Annotated in this window: 13 protein-coding genes; 7 read left to right on the top strand and 6 right to left on the bottom strand. The window is 38.7% G+C overall.

What is annotated here, in order from left to right; genetic code table 11:
- The first annotated feature begins 4 nt into the window (after positions 1 to 4).
- A complete protein-coding gene (locus P2086_RS00440) occupies positions 5 to 298 on the top strand; it encodes a DciA family protein (RefSeq protein ID WP_317898448.1) in 294 nt (97 codons plus the stop codon).
- Positions 295 to 1,674, top strand: a complete 1,380-nt coding sequence (locus P2086_RS00445; protein WP_317898449.1) for a M20/M25/M40 family metallo-hydrolase — start codon at positions 295 to 297, stop codon at positions 1,672 to 1,674. Before P2086_RS00440 ends, P2086_RS00445 begins: the two co-directional genes overlap by 4 nt.
- Positions 1,675 to 1,900: 226 nt before the next feature.
- Here the strand turns inward: P2086_RS00445 and P2086_RS00450 are convergent, their stop codons facing one another.
- Complete coding sequence (locus tag P2086_RS00450; RefSeq protein ID WP_317898450.1) at positions 1,901 to 2,770, bottom strand: cation diffusion facilitator family transporter; 870 nt, start codon at positions 2,768 to 2,770, stop codon at positions 1,901 to 1,903.
- Positions 2,771 to 2,872: 102 nt separating this feature from the next.
- On the opposite strand from P2086_RS00450, the gene P2086_RS00455 reads away from it, so the two are divergent.
- From P2086_RS00455 to P2086_RS00465, 3 genes are all read left to right on the top strand, one after another.
- Positions 2,873 to 3,442 carry a Crp/Fnr family transcriptional regulator gene (locus tag P2086_RS00455; protein ID WP_317898451.1) on the top strand — a complete coding sequence of 190 codons (570 nt, stop codon included), beginning with the start codon at positions 2,873 to 2,875 and terminating at the stop codon, positions 3,440 to 3,442.
- Between the two features lie 78 nt (positions 3,443 to 3,520).
- Positions 3,521 to 3,964, top strand: coding sequence for an SRPBCC family protein (locus P2086_RS00460; protein WP_317898452.1), 444 nt, complete (start codon positions 3,521 to 3,523; stop codon positions 3,962 to 3,964).
- Between the two features lie 77 nt (positions 3,965 to 4,041).
- Positions 4,042 to 5,994, top strand: a complete 1,953-nt coding sequence (locus tag P2086_RS00465; protein WP_317898453.1) for a KUP/HAK/KT family potassium transporter — start codon at positions 4,042 to 4,044, stop codon at positions 5,992 to 5,994.
- 7 nt (positions 5,995 to 6,001) lie between these two features.
- Here P2086_RS00465 and P2086_RS00470 read toward each other — a convergent pair whose 3' ends face one another.
- Positions 6,002 to 6,856, bottom strand: coding sequence for an MBL fold metallo-hydrolase (locus P2086_RS00470; protein WP_317898454.1), 855 nt, complete (start codon positions 6,854 to 6,856; stop codon positions 6,002 to 6,004).
- Between the two features lie 78 nt (positions 6,857 to 6,934).
- On the bottom strand, positions 6,935 to 7,324 hold the full coding sequence (locus P2086_RS00475; RefSeq protein ID WP_317898455.1) for a hypothetical protein: 390 nt from the start codon (positions 7,322 to 7,324) through the stop codon (positions 6,935 to 6,937).
- Positions 7,325 to 7,563: 239 nt separating this feature from the next.
- Between P2086_RS00475 and P2086_RS00480 the strand changes: the two genes are divergently transcribed.
- Entirely contained in the window at positions 7,564 to 7,971 is a 408-nt protein-coding gene (locus P2086_RS00480; RefSeq protein WP_317898456.1) for a hypothetical protein, read from the top strand.
- A 165-nt stretch (positions 7,972 to 8,136) separates the two neighbouring features.
- Positions 8,137 to 8,676: a YbhB/YbcL family Raf kinase inhibitor-like protein gene (locus P2086_RS00485; protein WP_317898457.1), complete on the top strand. Its 540-nt coding sequence runs from the start codon at positions 8,137 to 8,139 to the stop codon at positions 8,674 to 8,676.
- Positions 8,677 to 8,767: 91 nt separating this feature from the next.
- Here P2086_RS00485 and P2086_RS00490 read toward each other — a convergent pair whose 3' ends face one another.
- From P2086_RS00490 to P2086_RS00500, 3 genes are all read right to left on the bottom strand, one after another.
- Positions 8,768 to 11,920, bottom strand: a complete 3,153-nt coding sequence (locus P2086_RS00490) for a T9SS type A sorting domain-containing protein (RefSeq protein WP_317898458.1) — start codon at positions 11,918 to 11,920, stop codon at positions 8,768 to 8,770.
- A gap of 195 nt (positions 11,921 to 12,115) precedes the next feature.
- Positions 12,116 to 15,412, bottom strand: a complete 3,297-nt coding sequence (locus P2086_RS00495; protein ID WP_317898459.1) for a T9SS type A sorting domain-containing protein — start codon at positions 15,410 to 15,412, stop codon at positions 12,116 to 12,118.
- A gap of 326 nt (positions 15,413 to 15,738) precedes the next feature.
- A complete protein-coding gene (locus P2086_RS00500; RefSeq protein WP_317898460.1) occupies positions 15,739 to 18,930 on the bottom strand; it encodes a T9SS type A sorting domain-containing protein in 3,192 nt (1,063 codons plus the stop codon).
- Between the last annotated feature and the right edge of the window lie 98 nt (positions 18,931 to 19,028).

Below are 19,028 nucleotides of genomic sequence, written 5' to 3' on the forward strand. Positions count from 1 at the left end.
AGTAATGGCAAAAAAAAACAATCTTATTAAACTTGGTGATGCCATTAATCAGCTCTTCAAACAAGAAAAGTTGGATGTAAAAATTTCCCAGTTTTCTGTAAAAAATGGGTGGAAAGATATTGTTGGCGATATGATTGCAAACAGTACCACCGAAATTTTCTTTAATGAAAAAATTATTTTTATTACTTTGAGTTCAGCTGCTCTAAAGCACGAATTGACTTTTAGACGAGAAGAATTAGTAAACAGCATTAATAAATTTTGCGGGTATAAATTAGTTGATCAAATCGTTATCAGATGAAAAAAACTTTTATTTTTATTATTACGTTTTTTGTTTTGTATTTCACTGCCTCTTCGCAAAACAAAGATTCACTTACCCTCAGGAAAATTTACGATCACTACTTAACCAAAAGTCTTTGTTATTCAAACCTTGAATACCTCACAACAAAAATTGGTGGGCGTTTAAGTGGCAGTCCGCAAGCAGAACAAGCCGTTCAATGGGCAAAAAAAGCCATGTACGCCGCAGGCGCTGACACCGTTATTCTTCAACCCTGTATGGTGCCCCATTGGGTGCGCGGACAAGAAGAACAATGCTCATTTAATTCCCCGAAATTAAAATCAGAAACCACTTTAAAATGTACTGCTCTGGGAAGTTCCGTTGACACTGGCCCTAAGGGAATAAATGCAGAAGTAATAGAAGTCCAAAGCTTTGAAGATTTGGAAAAATTGGGTGAAAAAAATATTAAAGGAAAAATTGTTTTTTACAATGTGTTTTTTGATCAAAGAAAAATTCGCAGCGGAAGTGCTTATGGAGAAACCGTTAAATTCCGTGCAAAAGGAGCCAGCTATGCCGCAAAATATGGTGCTTTGGGTTGTCTTGTAAGAAGCATGACTTCTGTAGCCGATGATGAACCACATACGGGAAACATGTATTACGACACAACACTTTCCAAAATAAAAATTCCTGCTGTTGCTTTGAGTTACAAGGCCGCTGAAATACTTCATGAAACTCTTTTAAAGGATCCGAAACTTTTATTGTATTTAGAAACACATTGTCAAACATTACCCGACGAACCTTCTTTTAATGTTGTGGGACAAATTAACGGAACTCAAAAATCAAATGAATTTATTATTGCTGGCGGTCATTTAGATAGTTGGGATAATGGACAAGGCGCGCACGATGATGGTACTGGAGTTGTGCAATGCATTGAAATTTTATCGGCATTTAAACAATTGGGCATTAAACCAAAACACAACATAAGAGCCGTTGCTTTTATGAACGAAGAAAACGGTTTAGCTGGAGGTACTGCTTATGCTAAATTCGCTAAAGAAAAAAACGAAAAACATTTGGCCGCGCTTGAAGCCGATGCCGGCGGTTATACACCAAGAGGTTTTTTAATCGACACGACAAATGGTTTGTATAATCTTGCAGTAAAATGGGAATCTTTATTTCATCCTTATTTAGTTGATCGCTTTGAACCTGAAGGTGGCGGAGCGGATTTAATCGCCCTTGAAAAACTGGGTGTACCCTGCATTGGCTTTGAACCAGATACACAACGCTATTTTGACATTCATCACACAGCAGCCGATACCTTTGATAAAGTAAACAAACGTGAATTAGAATTAAGTGGGGCAGCGATTGCTTCTTTGCTTTTTTTGATTGATTCTTATTATTGATTCACAAAACTCCTTTAAGAGTTTCAATTTTCGCGGATTAAACTACTCCGCTCCCTCAAACTTAATTCACACTTAACAATCTTTGGCATCATTGTTGTAAATACTTAAATGAAACGTAATTAAATAAACAATAAAGAAGTTTTACCCAAAACAAACGAGTAATGTCCTTCTACTATAAGGGGTAGGGGATTCCTAAAAGGCAGTTTTACCCAGAGAACTGCCTTTTTTACTGATTAGGTTCAACGTGTATTAACACGTTTGCTAAATACTCTAATTCTTTACGAAGATGATCTTTTAACTTGTGTGCAATATCGTGTCCTTCCTTCACAGTAATATGCGCGGCAACTATTATATGTAAATCTACATGATATTTCATTCCCGTTTTACGTATCAAACACTTCTCAGTATCCAATACACCTTCCACATTCTTTGAAAGATCACGAATGGTTTGTATAAGTGTGTCGTATACCTGTTCATCCATAATTTCACCCAATGCAGGACGAAAAATCAAATAACTGTTGTATAAAATAATTACCGCCGCAAACAGAGCTGCCCAATCATCAGCTGCCTCGTAACCCTTTCCTAAAAACAAAGCAATTGAAATTCCTATAAAAGCAGCAAGCGAAGTGATAGCATCGCTCCGGTGATGCCATGCATCTGCTTTTATAGCAGAGCTATGCGTTTGTTCTGCTTTCTTTAAAACAATGCGATAAAACAATTCTTTAATAATAATTATAAACCCGAGTATAATAAGTGTAAAAGGTTTTGGAAGTTCGTGCGGTGTGACAATATTATGGATACTGTGGTAAAAAATAATTACCGCCGAACAAACTAAAAAACCAACAACTAAAAATGTCACCAAGGGTTCGGCTCTGCCATGACCATAAGGATGATTCTCATCTGCCGGCTTGTTTGCATACTTTATTCCAAACAAAAGTAAAAGAGAAGAAAAAATATCTGAAACAGATTCAATAGCATCCGCAATAAGAGCATAAGAGTTTCCAAAAACACCGGCAACACCTTTCACGATTGCCAGAAACGTGTTACCAATTATACTGAGGTATATAATTTTTATGACTTTCTGCTCTGCTTTCACCTTTGTGAAATTAATTTATTTAAATGCCAATACTCATTTAAATCCTAATAAATTGTTTTGTACATTGGCTTAGCTAATATAGTTCCTTTTAGTAGTAAATTAATGTCAGAGTTAGAAATATACATAAGTTCGTATTTTGGCGTTGAACAAAAAGACCTCCAAACATTAAGTTCCCTGTTTAAAACCGAACAAATAAAAAAAGGAGATTATTTTTTAAAAACGGGGAAGTCGTGTGATAAACTAAGCTTCATTAAGTCTGGCTATTTACGCATATACGTTGACAAAGAAAAAAAAGAAATCACACAATGGATTTCAAGCCAGGGCTATTTCGTAACAGATCTTTCCTCCTTAGTTTTTGATTCCCCTGCCAGATGGAACATTCAAGCTTTATCAGATGTCGAATTATATACCATTGAAAAACACAATTACAAAAAGATAGGCACATTAATAAGTAAGTGGCACGAATTAGAAAAACTTTTTATTGCCAAATGTTTTTCGATGTTAGAAGACAGAATTTTCAGTCACCTTTCTATGACTGCGGAAGAACGTTATTTGTTTTTTTATGAAAAGAACAAAGAACTTTTTAATCAAGTCCCTCTCCAATACTTGGCTTCTATGCTTGGCATGACACCAGAAACGATAAGCAGAATTCGAAAAAAGACCCTGAGTTAATTTCTTGATCCAGATCAAGTGAGTCGTTGTTTTTACACCTGATCTTTGTAATGTTAAATCAAATAAACAACAAACATCATGGCAAAAGAAATTAAAACAGAAATTCTTATCCTAGCTTCTCCTGAAAAAGTATGGAACATTCTTACAGATTTTAAAATTTATCCGAATTGGAACCCTTTTATTAAGTTTATCAGTGGTGATCCAAAGGCATATCGTTCCATCAATGTCACGATTCAACCACCAGAAAAAAAAGCAATGAAATTCAGTCCAAAAGTTCTTGTGTATAACCTTAACAAAGAATTTCGCTGGAAAGGGCATTTTATTATTCCTGGCATTTTTGATGGGGAACATATTTTTGAATTAATAAACAACAAAAACGGGAGCACCACTTTTATTCAACGTGAGGTATTTGGTGGAATACTTGTGCCTTTATTAACCAAAATGTTGGATGTAAATACCAAAAATGGCTTCAATCTTATGAATGAAAAGCTAAAGGAACAGGCGGAAAGCACTAAGTTTTAAGAATCTGCTCCGATAAATTATTAATTTACTTATAAAGATTTTTATAGTAAATTCATCCTGATTATCAATAGGTGCTTATGTCTGACACACAGCTAAACAGAAAAAAAATAAGTATTGGCGGTTTATTAATCTCACTCGGTATTATTTACGGAGCTATTGGCACATCGCCTTTATACGTAATGAGTGCTGTCTTTCGAGATACCGTCATTAACGCCGAAGTAGTAAAAGGTTGTCTTTCTGCTATTTTCTGGACACTCAGCATTCAAGCAACTGTTAAATATATTATTCTCACGCTTCGCGCAGATAATATTGGTGAAGGAGGGATTTTTTCTCTTTATGCGCTTGTAAGAAGAACAAAATTTAAATGGTTATTAGTTCCTGCAGTTATTGGTGGAAGTGCGCTGCTGGCAGATGGTGTCATTACACCTTCTATTTCTATTTCAGCTGCGCTAGAAGGATTACGCTTTTATAATCCCGATGTTAAAACTGTGCCAATGGTAATTGGAATTTTATTTGTTCTCTTTTTTCTTCAACAATTCGGCAGCGGTTTTATGTGGAAACCTTTCGGTCCGTATATGACTCTGTGGTTCTTAACACTTGGTATTCTTGGTGTTTATCAATTACAAAATAATTGGTCGGTACTTGCCTGCCTCAATCCCTACTACGCCTTTCATCTGCTTATTACACATCCTTTCGGGTTTACTTTGTTTGGTGCCATTTTTCTCTGTACGACAGGAGCAGAAACCATTTATTCAGACATGGGGCATTCTAACAAAAAAAACATTCGTGCTTCTTGGGCCTTTGTAAAAACAATGCTACTCTTGAATTATTTTGGACAAGGTGCCTGGTTGATTGCTCAAGAGGGCAGAACCTTGCAATCGTTTAGAGGTGGTAATCCTTTTTATTTGAGTATGCCCGAGAGTTTTATTCCCTACGGAATCGCCATGGCTGTTATTGCAACCATTGTAGCATCGCAAGCTTTAATAAGCGGATCGTTTACCATTATTAATGAAGTCATTCGTTTAAATCTCTGGCCAAAAATGCGAATAAAACACCCTTCACTCTTAAAAGGGCAATTGTATATTCCATCTATTAACTGGATTCTCATGTTCGGTTGTATTGGCGTTGTATTGTATTTTAAAGAATCTAAAAATATGCAACATGCTTATGGACTAGCTATAGCTTTAACCATGTTAATGACAACGACATTGCTCAATTTCTACATGCATATGAAGCGTTATAACAAATATTTTATTTATTTAATTATAACCTATTTTCTTCTTCTTGAACTTTCCTTTTTTATTGCAAACATGAGCAAGTTTACGCACGGTGGTTGGATTACACTTTTAATTGCTTTGATACTCATTTTTGTAATGACCATTTGGCACCTTGCGAAAAAAATCCGTAAACGCTATGTAGAAATGGTTCGGCTGGAAGATCATCAACAAAAATTAATTGATCTGAGCCACGATAATTCTCTTACAAAATATGCGACTCATTTAGTGTATATGACTAGTGCAAATAATCCAGAGGAAATCGAAGCAAAAATTATTTATTCCATTTTACAAAAACGTCCTAAGCGCGCGGATATTTATTGGTTCTTACATGTGGATGTTGTAGATGAGCCTTACCGCATGGAATACAAAGTGAAACATGTGGCGGTTGACGATATTATTCGTGTAGATTTTAGACTTGGGTTTCGTGTTGCTCCTAAAATAAATTTACTTTTTAGAAAAGTTGTGGAAGACTTGGTGAAAAATAAAGAGGTAGATATCACAAGTCGCTACCAATCCTTAAATAAAAACAATGTGATTGGTGATTTTAAATTTGTTGTAGTAGAAAAATTTCTTTCATACGATAATGATCTTCCTGCCTTTGAAAAACTGGTCTTGAATATTTATTTCATTATGAAACATTTCAGTATGAGTGAGGCCAAAGCTTTTGGATTAGATTCCAGCTCCGTGAAGATTGAACATTTTCCAATGGTGATTAGTCAACCGAAAGATTTGTCGATGCGACGTATCAACTAAAATAATTTTAAAAAAGAGAAATCTGTTTGTTAAGATGTAAAGTTTCTCTTTTTTCGTTAACAACTATTTTTTTGTCTGGCATTTCGGTTTTACCATTTGCCTTTATAATAAACACTTCTGTTTCAGAATCTCGGGAAGCGACTACCACTCTGGTATTTCCAGCGTGTTGTTGAAACAATTGCTCGGCAAGTTGCGGCGAATTGTTCTCTTTTGAAAGATGAGACAATAAAACATGACTCAAATAATTGGCCTTGTGTTTTGTAAATAGCTCAAGTGCCTGATGGTTGGATAAATGGCCATGGCCGCCGCGAATTCGTCCTTTAAGATAAAATGGATAATCTCCTTCTTCCAACATTTTTTCATCGTAATTGGCTTCGAGAAAAACGGCATGGCACAATTTAAAATTATCAATCACATGTTTGCAAACAGAACCAATGTCTGTTAAAACGCCAATATTCACGCCATTACCCGAAACAATAAAACTATGTGGATCGGAAGCGTCGTGAAATTTTGGAAAAGGAGTAATTGTGAGCTGACCAATGGTAACGTTTTGATACGCTTTAAATTCGTTTACAAGTGTTTCTTCTATTTGAAGTCTTCCTGAAATTAAAGTTCGCTGAGTGATGTAAACTGGTAATTGGTATTTGCGAGCTAGTACTTGCACTCCTCTTATATGATCGGAATGTTCGTGTGAAATAAAAATTGCTTTTATTTTTTTGACAGAAAGTTCCAAACGCAACAAGCGCTTTTCAATTTCACGACAAGAAATTCCAGCATCTACTAAAATAGCTTCGCGCTCATTGCCTATGTAGTAACAATTTCCATTGCTTCCAGAATTTAACGAGGTAATAAACAAAGACATATTACAAAGAAATAAAATTATGTCTTTGTTTGGTGAATCTCTTATTAAAACTTGTCATGGTTTTTCATCTGTTTCTCTTTATCCAATAAAATTCTCAGAACCTATAATTTCATAACCTGTTAAAGTTACAAATTGCGATTTCCGAAAGGGTTTAGCAATCATCAAAGTATTTGCTTTACTAAATACATGAACAAACTGCAAATCACTCCCTTCTTTTATAAAATCCTGAAGGCGTTTTAAGTGTTCTAATTTATATTCTAAATCTTTGTAAACTGTTTTTGATCCACTTTGTTCACAGACTAACTCAAGATATAATTTAGTTTTTTGACGTTCTATTTTAAGCCGGAAAAAAAGTCTTGAATTATTAGTAATCAAATCTTCATAAGCTTTTACTGCTTGGTATTCATAATTGTATTTAATTCCAATTTTTGAGGGTTTATCCTTATACAATTTAATAACCAATTCCATTCTTTAAAATTACAGTCTTTAAGCCTTGTGACGCGCTACAATTCATAGCAATTAATTAAAAACTGTTTCTTATGCGTTTAATTTTAAATGCTATTAACATTGAGCGCTTAAAAAGAATCGATTTTGTTGTAGGTAACGTTAAAAAAAAATGTATTTTGATCAAATTAAATAAACCACACATAAAATAGAGAATTCATTGACACTTAAGTCATTAAATACCAACACTCTTTTATCGCTTTATGAAAAAACAGTATAAGAAGGCTGAAGAAACTAAAAACATTTTAAACTGGAAGAACAGACGAGAGTTAATGAGTAAAAATATTCCTTTAGAAGTGGATCTTGAAAATAGACAGCTCTTTTTTAAAGACGGCATTAAAGAAAAATTACATTTTGATTTTGGAACAAATAATATCGACAATCTTATTAAAACTTATCTCGATCCAAAAGATCTTGAGATTGTCAACAGATCATTAACACAAGCTAAAAAGGGTCTCGAAAAGCCTATCCCATTTAATTTTATACACCCACTCACTTCCAAATCCATTCGATTTGAATACCGATATCAAATCGTTTATGTGAAATATGCTTCAACGCGTTTACTTGGTGAATTAATAAAGATTGGCTCCAAAAAGGCAAGAAAAATATAGTTTTCAAATTGAGCTGCAGTGTAAAAACTCAAATTAGAATTAGATTAGAAATACCCTAAGGAGACGTTGATCTAAAAGCACTTAGCTTTTTTTTATACCGCTTCCCTTGTGGCTTTATATCTATTTCTTACTTTAGTATCTAATTTAACCTCTAAATTTTTTACAATGAAAAAAATAGTATTTCTTTTATCACTGTGCGTGTTACAAATAAATCGTGCTTCGGCTCAAACTTTCACGCTAAAGAGCAGTGATGTTGGCGGACAAGCTACTCAAAAACAGTTTTTTAATGGCATGGGTTGCAGTGGTCAAAACATTTCGCCGCAATTATCGTGGGAAAATGCTCCCGAAGGAACTACACATTTTGCGGTTACCATGTTTGATAAAGACGCACCAACAGGTAGTGGGTTTTGGCATTGGGTGATTTTTAACATCCCAGCAACTGTTACCGAATTAAAATCTGGCGCGGGTGAAATTACAAAAAAACTTGCTCCAAAGGAAGCGATACAAAGTATAACAGATTTTGGCAAGCCTGGTTACGGTGGACCTTGTCCTCCTGCTGGCGCGCCGCACCAATACCTAATTACTGTGTACGCCCTTAAAAGCAAAATTGAACTTGATAAAAATGCTTCTCCCGCTATGGTAGGCTTTTACCTGAATAGTAATATGTTAAGTAAAGCTGCTATCGTAATGTACGGAAAACAATAATACCAATAAAACTTTTGAAATAGCAAAAATTAAAGCTTCAAAAAAAACGCCGTAACAATAATGTTACGGCGTTTTTTTAAGTGATTTATACTTATTTCGTCACCACAATCTTTTGATAAATCTGAAGCCCATCTTTTTGTCCACTCACAAAATAAATTCCTTTTGCAAGATCACTGATGTTCACTTCATAATTATTGTTAGCTGACAAATTAATCACTCTAATAAGTTGACCAAGCTCATTCACCAAACTCAATTTTAAATCAGCGGTGCTTTGAATCGTGAACTTACCATCGTTAGGGTTAGGATAAATGGTTATTCCGTTATTTAAATGACTGAATTCATTTAATCCAGCGCAGCTTGATATTTTCACTTGAACCGTTGCGGTACTGCTACAACCGTTATCATCTGTTCCTGTTACTGTATAATTGGCAGCAGTGCCGTTTGGAGACACTGTAATGGTTGGCCCTGTCATGGTATTATCCCAAGCATAACTTGAGCCTCCGGCTGCCGTAATTTCAACAGATTCTTTTACACAAATAAGCGTTCTTGCAGGAACAGCAGTAATGGTAGGATTGTAATAAATACCCAAAGCAATGGTTTGTGTTGCAGGACAAATTAAACCAACAGAATTGCTATTGGCAGTAAGAGTGAATACAGATGCTACAGTAAGCGGTATTTGTAAAATTTGATTGGTAATTGGAGTCCCACTACCTGTATACCAGTTGTATGTACCCAAAACGCCATTACCTCCATTTAGATTAATTAGTCCGCCAGAACAAGTGTTTGTGCTACCACTAATAGTAAGTGTTGGAATAAATACGCTTACTGCAACTGTTTGAGTGTTTTTACAACCTGTACTGGAGTTTGTTCCTTCCACGGTATACATAATAGCACTTGAAGTAAGTGCAATTGGATTTACAACAGCAATAGCAGTTAAAACATTATTAGCATTTGCATCCCAACTGTATGTGCTAGCTCCAAGAGCTGTTAAAGTGGCGCCACCGCCAGAACAGATCAAGGCTTTATTTGATGTTACCGTTAAGTTAGGTTTTGCATAAACTAAAACAACCTGACTAGCACCGGAGGTACAACCAAAAGAATTATCACCTGTTACATTATAAGCAGTAGCAGTTGTTGGAGTATCAGCAATACTGGCTCCAGTAAAAACACCACCACCGGTAGCTGTCCAGTTATAATTAATTCCACCAGTAGCATTAAGGTTAACGGTTTGACCTTCACAGAGTGTTGGTGTGCTCGCAGAAACCGTAATTGTTGGATTTGGATTTGCATTTAAAAACACCGTGGTTGTACTAATACAAGTTCCATCAGAAGCAGCCACTGAATAAACTGAAGGCGCAATAGGACTAACAATAGGACTAGAACCGGTAAAGGTATAAGTTGGAGGTCCTGGAGACGTCCACGTATAAGTTAGAGCACCACCAATGGCAAGCGTTGCAGGTGTTAGTGCACAAACTACGGTAGGAGTTACAATCGCAAAAACAGTTGGTAAAGGATTCGTTTGCAGTGAAAGTACTTGTGTATTAACACATGAAGAATTTGCTTTAGTAATGGTATATGTTGTAGTTCCCAAAACCGGAGTCACAATAAAATTGGCTGTGTTTACCGTTTGTGTGGCACTCGACCAGGTGTAAGAAAGAGCTCCTGTTGCAGAAAGGGTAGAAGAACCCCCAATACAAACTAAACCGGGATTTGCGGTAGGTACATTAACCGGCGTTGGATAAACCGTAACCGGCATAGTAGCAAAAGCTGTACAACTTAAAGCACTTGTTCCAATAACGGTATAAGTTGCCGTTAACGGAGGTGTGAAACCCACACCGTTAGTGATACCGCCAGCACCGCCAGACCAAACATAATTGGTTGCGTTACCAGTTGCTGTAAGCGTTACACTACCACCTGCACATAAAGTAGAAGCGCTCGTTGCAGGATTAACTGTTGGAAAAGGGTGCACAGAAACAGAAGTAACTGCTGTTGTTGTTCCACAACCATTCACACCACTCACAGTATAACTAACTGCTGAAGTGGGAGAAAATACAACTCCGTTGGTTACAGGAATCGCTCCACCTGCCCAATTGTGAACCAAAGCACCATTTGCTGTAAGCATAACTGTTTGTGTTGGACAAATACCTCCACTTGAACTGGCTGTATTGGCAACCGTTAAAACAGGTAAAGATCCATTTACGGTTATTGTAATTGCAGCAGAAGTTGTACAATTAGAAGGACTTGTTGCGGTTAAACTATAAACTGTATTAGACACAGGAGAAACAACAATTGAAGAAGTGCTTGCGCCTGTGCTCCATGAGTAATTACTTACCGCGTTAGTTGTGAGAGTAGCTGAATTACCATTACAAATAGCATTGATACTACTGCTCGTTAAGCTTGAAAGTGTAATATTGCATAATTCTGTTATTATAACTCTTCCGTTTCCATTAACATCGGGATTGGTAACAAATCCGGTTTGACCAAACATGATAGTTGTAGCACTTGTTACTCCACCAATATAGGAAGAACCGCCACCGCCACCGTTGCTAGTATTGCCTGTAATTGACCCGCCACCTGCACCGCCGCCATACCAGCCGCCGCCGCCGGCACCAGCCATATCTAGGGACTGGCCGCCTTGTCCAAAAGTGCCGGGTGAACCGCTTGCTCCTGTTCCAGCCGCACCTCCGGCTGCCTGGGTCCCACCTAAGCCCGGATTTGCTCCGTTGCTATTTTGACCTGATAAACCGCCGCCGTTACCAACTCCTGTGCCAGCATTCGAACCGCCGCCGCCGCCCCCGGCAACAATTTTCACGGCCGATTGATTTGTGGATAAGGTGCTTAAAAGCCCTGTTGCTGTAGCGACATGCGTTGCGCCACCACCAGAACCTCGTGTGGCTCCACCCGGATTTGGACGGGGACCTCCTCCGTTGTACCCACCGTTAATGTCAGCGGGGATACCTCCGGTACCGCCCGTCCCACCAACAACAACATAAATAGTTGTAGCAGAACTAAGGGTAAGCGTCCCTTTTGAGTATCCACCTTTCCCTCCTTGAGAACCTCCCCCATTGGCACCCCACATTTCTATGTCATAATTACCTGCCTGTGCGAGTAAGGTTTGTGTACTTCCTGTAAAATTGAAAGTGTATGTTGCTTGCGAATAGGCCGCAACCGAAAATACGGTGAATGCGAGCGCAAACAATCCTTGTTTTGTGCTTGATAATAATTTGTAAATTTTTCTTTTCATGATATTTTTTCTTGGACTTAAATACAATAAGATGACTAAAGTTACTAAATTTTGCTTTAATGGACTATCGATTTTTGATAAAAATTCTCTGCCTCACGTTTGTTTTAATTACTTCAGATTAACACATTCTGAAAACAGTTCCCATAAAAAAACCTCCTAAATTGGAGGTTTTTTTATTTAGCTTTCTAAAGCGACTTATTTCGTCACCACAATCTTCTGATAAATCTGACTTGAATCTTTTTGTCCACTCACAAAATAAATTCCTTTTGCAAGATCACTGATATTTACCTCATGGTTATTGGTTGCAGACAAATTAATCACTCTGATTAATTGACCAAGTTCATTTACCAAACTCAATTTTAAATCAGCGGTGCTTTGAATCGTGAACTTACCATCGTTAGGGTTTGGATAAATGGTTATTCCGTTATTTAAATGCCTTAATTCATTTAATCCAGCGCAGCTTGATATTTTCACTTGAACCGTTGCGGTACTGCTACAACCGTTATCATCTGTTCCTGTTACTGTATAATTGGCAGCAGTGCCGTTTGGAGACACTGTAATGGTTGGCCCTGTCATGGTATTATCCCAAGCATAACTTGAGCCTCCGGCTGCCGTAATTTCAACAGATTCTTTTACACAAATAAGCGTTCTTGCGGGAACAGCAGTAATGGTAGGATTGTAATAAATACCCAAAGCAATGGTTTGTGTTGCAGGACAAATTAAACCGATAGAATTGCTATTGGCTGTAAGGGTGAATACAGATGCTACAGTAAGCGGTATTTGTAAAATTTGATTGGTAATTGGAGTCCCACTACCTGTATGCCAGTTGTATGTACCCAAAACGCCATTACCTCCATTTAGATTAATTAGTCCGCCAGAACAAGTGTTTGTGCTACCACTAATAGTAAGTGTTGGAATAAATACGCTTACTGCAACTGTTTGAGTGTTTTTACAACCTGTACTGGAGTTTGTTCCTTCCACGGTATACATAATAGCACTTGAAGTAAGTGCAATTGGATTTACAACAGCAATAGCAGTTAAAACATTATTAGCATTTGTATCCCAACTGTAAGTGTTAGCTCCAAGAGCTGTTAAAGTGGCGCCACCGCCAGAACAGATCAAGGCTTTATTTGATGTTACCGTTAAGTTAGGTTTTGCATAAACTAAAACAACCTGACTAGCACCGGAGGTACAACCAAAAGAATTATCACCTGTTACATTATAAGCAGTAGCAGTTGTTGGAGTATCAGCAATACTGGCTCCAGTAAAAACACCACCACCGGTAGCTGTCCAGTTATAATTAATTCCACCAGTAGCATTAAGGTTAACGGTTTGACCTTCACAGAGTGTTGGTGTGCTCGCAGAAACCGTAATTGTTGGATTTGGATTTGCATTTAAAAACACCGTGGTTGTACTAATACAAGTTCCATCAGAAGCAGCCACTGAATAAACTGAAGGCGCAATAGGACTAACAATAGGACTAGAACCGGTAAAGGTATAAGTTGGAGGTCCTGGAGACGTCCACGTATAAGTTAGAGCACCACCAATGGCAAGCGTTGCAGGTGTTAGTGCACAAACTACGGTAGGAGTTACAATCGCAAAAACAGTTGGTAAAGGATTCGTTTGCAGTGAAAGTACTTGTGTATTAACACACGAAGAATTTGCTTTTGTAATTGTATATGTTGTAGTTCCCAAAACCGGAGTCACAATAAAATTGGCTGTGTTTACCGTTTGTGTGGCACTCGACCAGGTGTAAGAAAGAGCACCTGTTGCAGAAAGGGTAGAAGAACCACCAATACAAACTAAACCGGGATTTGCGGTAGGTACATTAACCGGTGTTGGATAAACCGTAACCGGCATAGTAGCAAAGGCTGTACAGCTTAAAGCACTTGTTCCAATAACCGTATAAGTTGCCGTTAACGGAGGTGTGAAACCCACACCGTTAGTGATACCGCCAGTACCGCCAGACCATGCATAATTGGTTGCATTACCAGTTGCTGTAAGCGTTACACTACCACCTGCACATAAAGTAGAAGCGCTCGTTGCAGGATTAACTGTTGGAAAAGGGTGCACAGAAACAGAAGTAACTGCTGTTGTTGTTCCACAACCATTCACACCACTCACAGTATAACTAACTGCTGAAGTGGGAGAAAATACAACTCCGTTGGTTACAGGAATCGCTCCACCTGCCCAATTGTGAACCAAAGCACCAGTGGCAGTAAGCATGACTGTTTGGGTTGGACAAATACCACCACTAGAGCTTGCTGTATTTGCAACGGTTAAAACAGGTAAAGATCCATTTACTGTTATAGTAATGGCAGCATATGCTACACAGTTTGAAACACTGGTTGCACCCAAAGAATAAGTAGTTGTAGTTGTTGGAGAAACCACAACAGAAGAACTGCTTGCGCCTGTGCTCCACGAATAATTACTTACCGCGTTAGTTGTGAGAGTAGCTGAATTACCATTACAAATAGCATTGATACTGCTGCTGGTTAAACTTGAAAGGGAAATGTTACATAACTCTTCTATAATTACTTTTCCATTTGCCAAAACGGTTGTAACCGAATTAGTTTGATTTGCACCAGAGTTGTATGATCCACCGCCGCCACCACCTTCTCTTCCGGTACCATTAGTAGAATTACGGTTACCTCCATTTCCACCAGAAAAACCGCCGCCGCCGCTTGAGGCATACGTTGATGTAGCAGGGCTAGCATTTCCACCACCACCACCAAAACCACCCCAGGCATAAAGCATAGTAGTGCTTGCCCCTAAACCACCATTCACGTATGCTTTACCGCCATTGGCAACAGTAGAGTTACCTGCTCCGTCGGTAAAAAAACCACCGCCGCCACCGCCAGAGTTCCCGGTAAAGCTAATACCGCCATTGCCAGCGCATTGACCGGGCCCTGATTGTAAGTCGAATGTGCCGCAGGTAGCCGTAGTAGCGCTAAGACCCGAAAAATCGCCGCTTGGAGCGCCACCGCCTCCGGCAATAACCAAAATGGAGGGAAGTGAATTATGAGGCGTTTTTGTTACAAAACTAGCTCCACCTCCTCCAGCGGCATAACTCGGATGATCTTGCCCCCTCTGGCCTACCAATATTTGCAGTACATCTCCTGCAGTTAATGTAAATTCGCCACTCATGAAAGCGCCGTAGCCTGGCGTCCTTCCCGAGGCACCAGTTGTGCCACTAGTGGCGCCAATAGCTGTTATTCTATACAAACCGGTTAAAGGTACCGTCCATGTTTGAATTCCCGTAGTAGTAACTCCCACGGCTAAGTTAAGATTGGTTAATGCGTAAGCACTGTTTATCTGAATTTGTGTTGGACCTATACTTCCCGTAGCACTACAGTTCGTGAAAGTGTACGTTTGTTGCGAATACATTGCAGTAAATGCTAATAATGAACTTAAAAAAAGTAATAATCTTATTTTTTCTAGATTCAACTGTAAAATAGTTGGGAAATTAAAAGGGGGGTAGTTTTTTTTCATAGTTATTGTTTATCAGATATAGCTAATGTAAATTTATTAAATTCAGATGGATGTTAGAAGTTTTTTATGTTAAACTAAGAGGTTAACTAATTAAGTATTAGTTAATCAAAAATATTAGTAATCTAGATGCGGGATCTCTAACTCGATTTTCGCCACACTCACTTATCCAAACAACAACTGAGTCAACGTTACACCGGTAGACCTTTGAAATTCATTTGGTATAAACAATTAGCATAGGTGGTGAATTTAGGAAACCAATTTGAAAAACATATAAAAAAATAAGCCCTGTCTCCAAAAAGAAACAGGGCTTTAAATTAAAATTTAATTTACTTTGTCACCACAATCTTCTGATAAATCTGAAGCCCATCTTTTTGTCCACTCACAAAATAAATTCCTTTTGCAAGATCAATGATGTTTACTTCATGATTATTGGTTGCAGACAGATTTATCACTCTAATGAGTTGACCGAGTTCATTTACTAAACTCAATTTTAAATCGGCATTCGTTTGAATAGTAAACTTACCATCATTCGGATTTGGATAAATGCTTATTTCGCTATTTAAACTACTTAATTCATTTAATCCAGAGCAGTTTGATATTTTCACTTGAACAGTTGCGGTACTACTACAACCGTTATCATCTGTTCCTGTTACTGTATAGTTTGCAGTAGTGCCAGTTGGAGATACCGTAATAGTTGGCCCTGTCATGGTATTGTTCCAGGCGTAACTTGTAGCTCCGGCCGCTGTAATTCCAACAGATTCTTTTGTGCAAATAAGTGTTCTTGCAGGAACCGCAGTAATGGTTGGATTATAATAAATACCCAAAGCAATGGTTTGTGTTGCAGGGCAAATTAAACCAACAGAATTGCTATTGGCAGTAAGAGTGAATACAGATGCTACAGTAAGCGGCATTTGCAGAATTTGATTGGTAATTGGAGTACCGCTACCTGTATGCCAGTTGTATGTACCCAAAACGCCGTTACCCGCGGTTAGATTAATTAGTCCGCCAGAACAAGTGTTTGTGCTACCATTAATTGTAAGTGTAGGAACAAAAACGTTTACCAATACTGTTTGGGTGTTTTTACAACCTGTATTAGAGTTTGTTCCTTCAACGGTATACATAACAGCACTCGAGGTAAGTGCAATTGGATTTACAACAGCTGCCTGAGTTAAAACATTGTTGGCATTTGCATCCCAACTGTATGTGCTAGCTCCAAGAGCCGTTAAAGTGGCAGCACCGCCAGAACAGATCAAGGCTTTATTTGATGTTACCGTTAAGTTAGGTTTTGCATAAACTAAAACAACCTGACTAGCACCAGAAGTACAACCAAAAGAATTATCACCTGTTACATTATAAGCAGTAGCCGTTGTTGGTGTATCAGCAATACTAGCTCCGTTAAAAATACCACCACCGGTAGCAGTCCAAGTATAATTAATTCCACCACTTGCATTAAGATTAACGGTTTGACCTTCACAGAGTGTTGGTGTGCTCGCCGTAGCCGTAATTGTTGGATTTGGATTTGCATTTAAAAACACAGTGGTTGTACTAATACAAGTTCCATCAGAGGCCGCCACTGAATAAACAGTAGGCGCAATAGGACTAACAACAGGACTAGCACCTGTAAAAGTATAAGTTGGAGGTCCAGGAGAGGTCCACATATAAGTTAGCGCACCACCAATGGCAAGTGTTGCAGGTGTTAGCGCGCAAACCACAGTAGGAGTTACAATTGCAAAAACAGTTGGTAAAGGATTTGTTACCACTGAAAGAGTTTGCGTATTAATACAAGAAGAGTTAGCTTTTGTAATGGTATATGTTGTGATTCCTAAACCTGGCGTCACAATAAAATTGGCTGTATTTACAGTTTGTGTAGTACTTGACCAAGTGTAACTTAAAGCCCCTGTGGCAGAAAGGGTAGAAGAACCCCCAATACAAACTAAACCTGGATTGGCGGTAGGTACATTAACCGGTGTTGGATAAACCGTAACCGGCATAGTAGCAAAGGCTGTACAGCTTAAAGCACTTGTTCCAATAACCGTATAAGTTGCCGTTAACGGAGGTGTGAAACCCACACCGTTAGTGATACCGCCAGTACCGCCAGACCAAACATAATTGGTTGCATTACCTGTTGCAGTTAAAGTGACACTGCTGCCTGCACACAAAGTAGAAGCACTAGTAATTGGGTTAACTGTTGGAAAAGGATGAACAGAAACTGAAGTCACAGCCGTTGTTGTTCCACAACCATTCACACCACTCACAGTATAACTAACTGCTGAAGTGGGTGAAAACACCACGCCGTTTGTTACAGGAATTGCTCCACCGGACCAAGAATAAGTCAATGCACCACTTGCAGTAAGTATTACCGTTTTCGTAGGACAAATACCACCGCTTGCACTAGCTGTGTTGGCAACTGATAAAACAGGAACGGATCCGTTTACGGTTATCGTGATTACTGAAGAGGCTGTACAATTAGAAGGACTTGTTGCAGTTAAACTATAAACAGTATTAGACAAAGGAGAAACAACAATTGAAGACGTACTTGCGCCAGTGCTCCACGAATAATTACTGATTGCATTGGTGATTAAGGTAGCTGAGTTACCGCTGCAAATAGCATTAATACTGCTACTTGTTAAACTTGAAAGTGAAATGTTGCATAACTCTTTTATAATCACCAGGCCGTTTCCGGTAGTAACTGGATTGACAACAAAACCGGTTTGACCGAACCCTGCGATTGTCCCAGTAGTTAACCCACCAATATAGCCTGAACCACCGCCGCCGCCGCTATGCACAGCACCTCCTGCTGAACCGCCATAATATCCACCACCACCACCACAACCTGACCAACCGCTTCCCGGAGCTGTGGTTGAGTGAGAACCTCCCACACCTAAAACTCCTGCACCAACGGTACTGTTAGATTCTGTTGTTCCTGGGCCGCCCGCGATTTGCGTTCCACCTTGACCTGCCCAATAAATTGTGGTGCCGACAGAATAATTTACTCCGTTGGCTCCATTAGTACCACCACCGTTACCACCGGCAAATTGGTAAGTGCTTACGCCAGGTATAGAACCGCCCCCACCGCCGCCGGCAACAATAACTCTATTTGCATAAGTTGTGTTTAGAGTAGTTCTCACATCTGAGCCGCCGCCACCGCCGCCACTCGTACCATACCCCGAGTTACAAGAACCATTGCCGCCACCGTTCCAACCGCCAAGCGCGTTACCAGAACCTGTTACATTGATTGCCGTACCAACACCGCCAACATAAATATAGCATGTTGTTGGTGTTGGTATAGTTAGAGTGCCTGTCGAATAACCGCCTTTTCCACCATTGGAAGTGCCGCCATTTGCTCCCCAGCACTGTATTGAATAAGAACCTGCTTGAAGGGCTAAGGTTTGTGAAGCTCCCGTGTAATTGAAAGTGTAAGTTGCTTGTGAGTATGCAATGCCCGAAAATACGATCAATGCAAATGCAAACAATCCTTTTTTTGTTATTAATAATAGATTGTAAATTTTTCTTTTCATGTAAGTGTAGTGTAAAGTTAAGATAGGTAAATATAGTAAATTATATATCCTATCCTAATATTATTCTGTTAAAAGTTAGCGACAAAAAAGCCGCAACA

The organism is Aurantibacillus circumpalustris (genome assembly GCF_029625215.1).
In the GTDB taxonomy this organism is placed as follows: domain Bacteria; phylum Bacteroidota; class Bacteroidia; order B-17B0; family Aurantibacillaceae; genus Aurantibacillus; species Aurantibacillus circumpalustris.

Coding starts and splice junctions, on each gene's coding strand:
- P2086_RS00475 (WP_317898455.1), bottom strand. CDS start 7,324: ATGGAATTGGTTATTAAATTGTATAAGGATAAACCCTCAAAAATTGGA.
- P2086_RS00445 (WP_317898449.1), top strand. CDS start 295: ATGAAAAAAACTTTTATTTTTATTATTACGTTTTTTGTTTTGTATTTC.
- P2086_RS00495 (WP_317898459.1), bottom strand. CDS start 15,412: ATGAAAAAAAACTACCCCCCTTTTAATTTCCCAACTATTTTACAGTTG.
- P2086_RS00490 (WP_317898458.1), bottom strand. CDS start 11,920: ATGAAAAGAAAAATTTACAAATTATTATCAAGCACAAAACAAGGATTG.
- P2086_RS00440 (WP_317898448.1), top strand. CDS start 5: ATGGCAAAAAAAAACAATCTTATTAAACTTGGTGATGCCATTAATCAG.
- P2086_RS00465 (WP_317898453.1), top strand. CDS start 4,042: ATGTCTGACACACAGCTAAACAGAAAAAAAATAAGTATTGGCGGTTTA.
- P2086_RS00455 (WP_317898451.1), top strand. CDS start 2,873: ATGTCAGAGTTAGAAATATACATAAGTTCGTATTTTGGCGTTGAACAA.
- P2086_RS00485 (WP_317898457.1), top strand. CDS start 8,137: ATGAAAAAAATAGTATTTCTTTTATCACTGTGCGTGTTACAAATAAAT.
- P2086_RS00500 (WP_317898460.1), bottom strand. CDS start 18,930: ATGAAAAGAAAAATTTACAATCTATTATTAATAACAAAAAAAGGATTG.
- P2086_RS00470 (WP_317898454.1), bottom strand. CDS start 6,856: ATGTCTTTGTTTATTACCTCGTTAAATTCTGGAAGCAATGGAAATTGT.
- P2086_RS00480 (WP_317898456.1), top strand. CDS start 7,564: ATGAAAAAACAGTATAAGAAGGCTGAAGAAACTAAAAACATTTTAAAC.
- P2086_RS00460 (WP_317898452.1), top strand. CDS start 3,521: ATGGCAAAAGAAATTAAAACAGAAATTCTTATCCTAGCTTCTCCTGAA.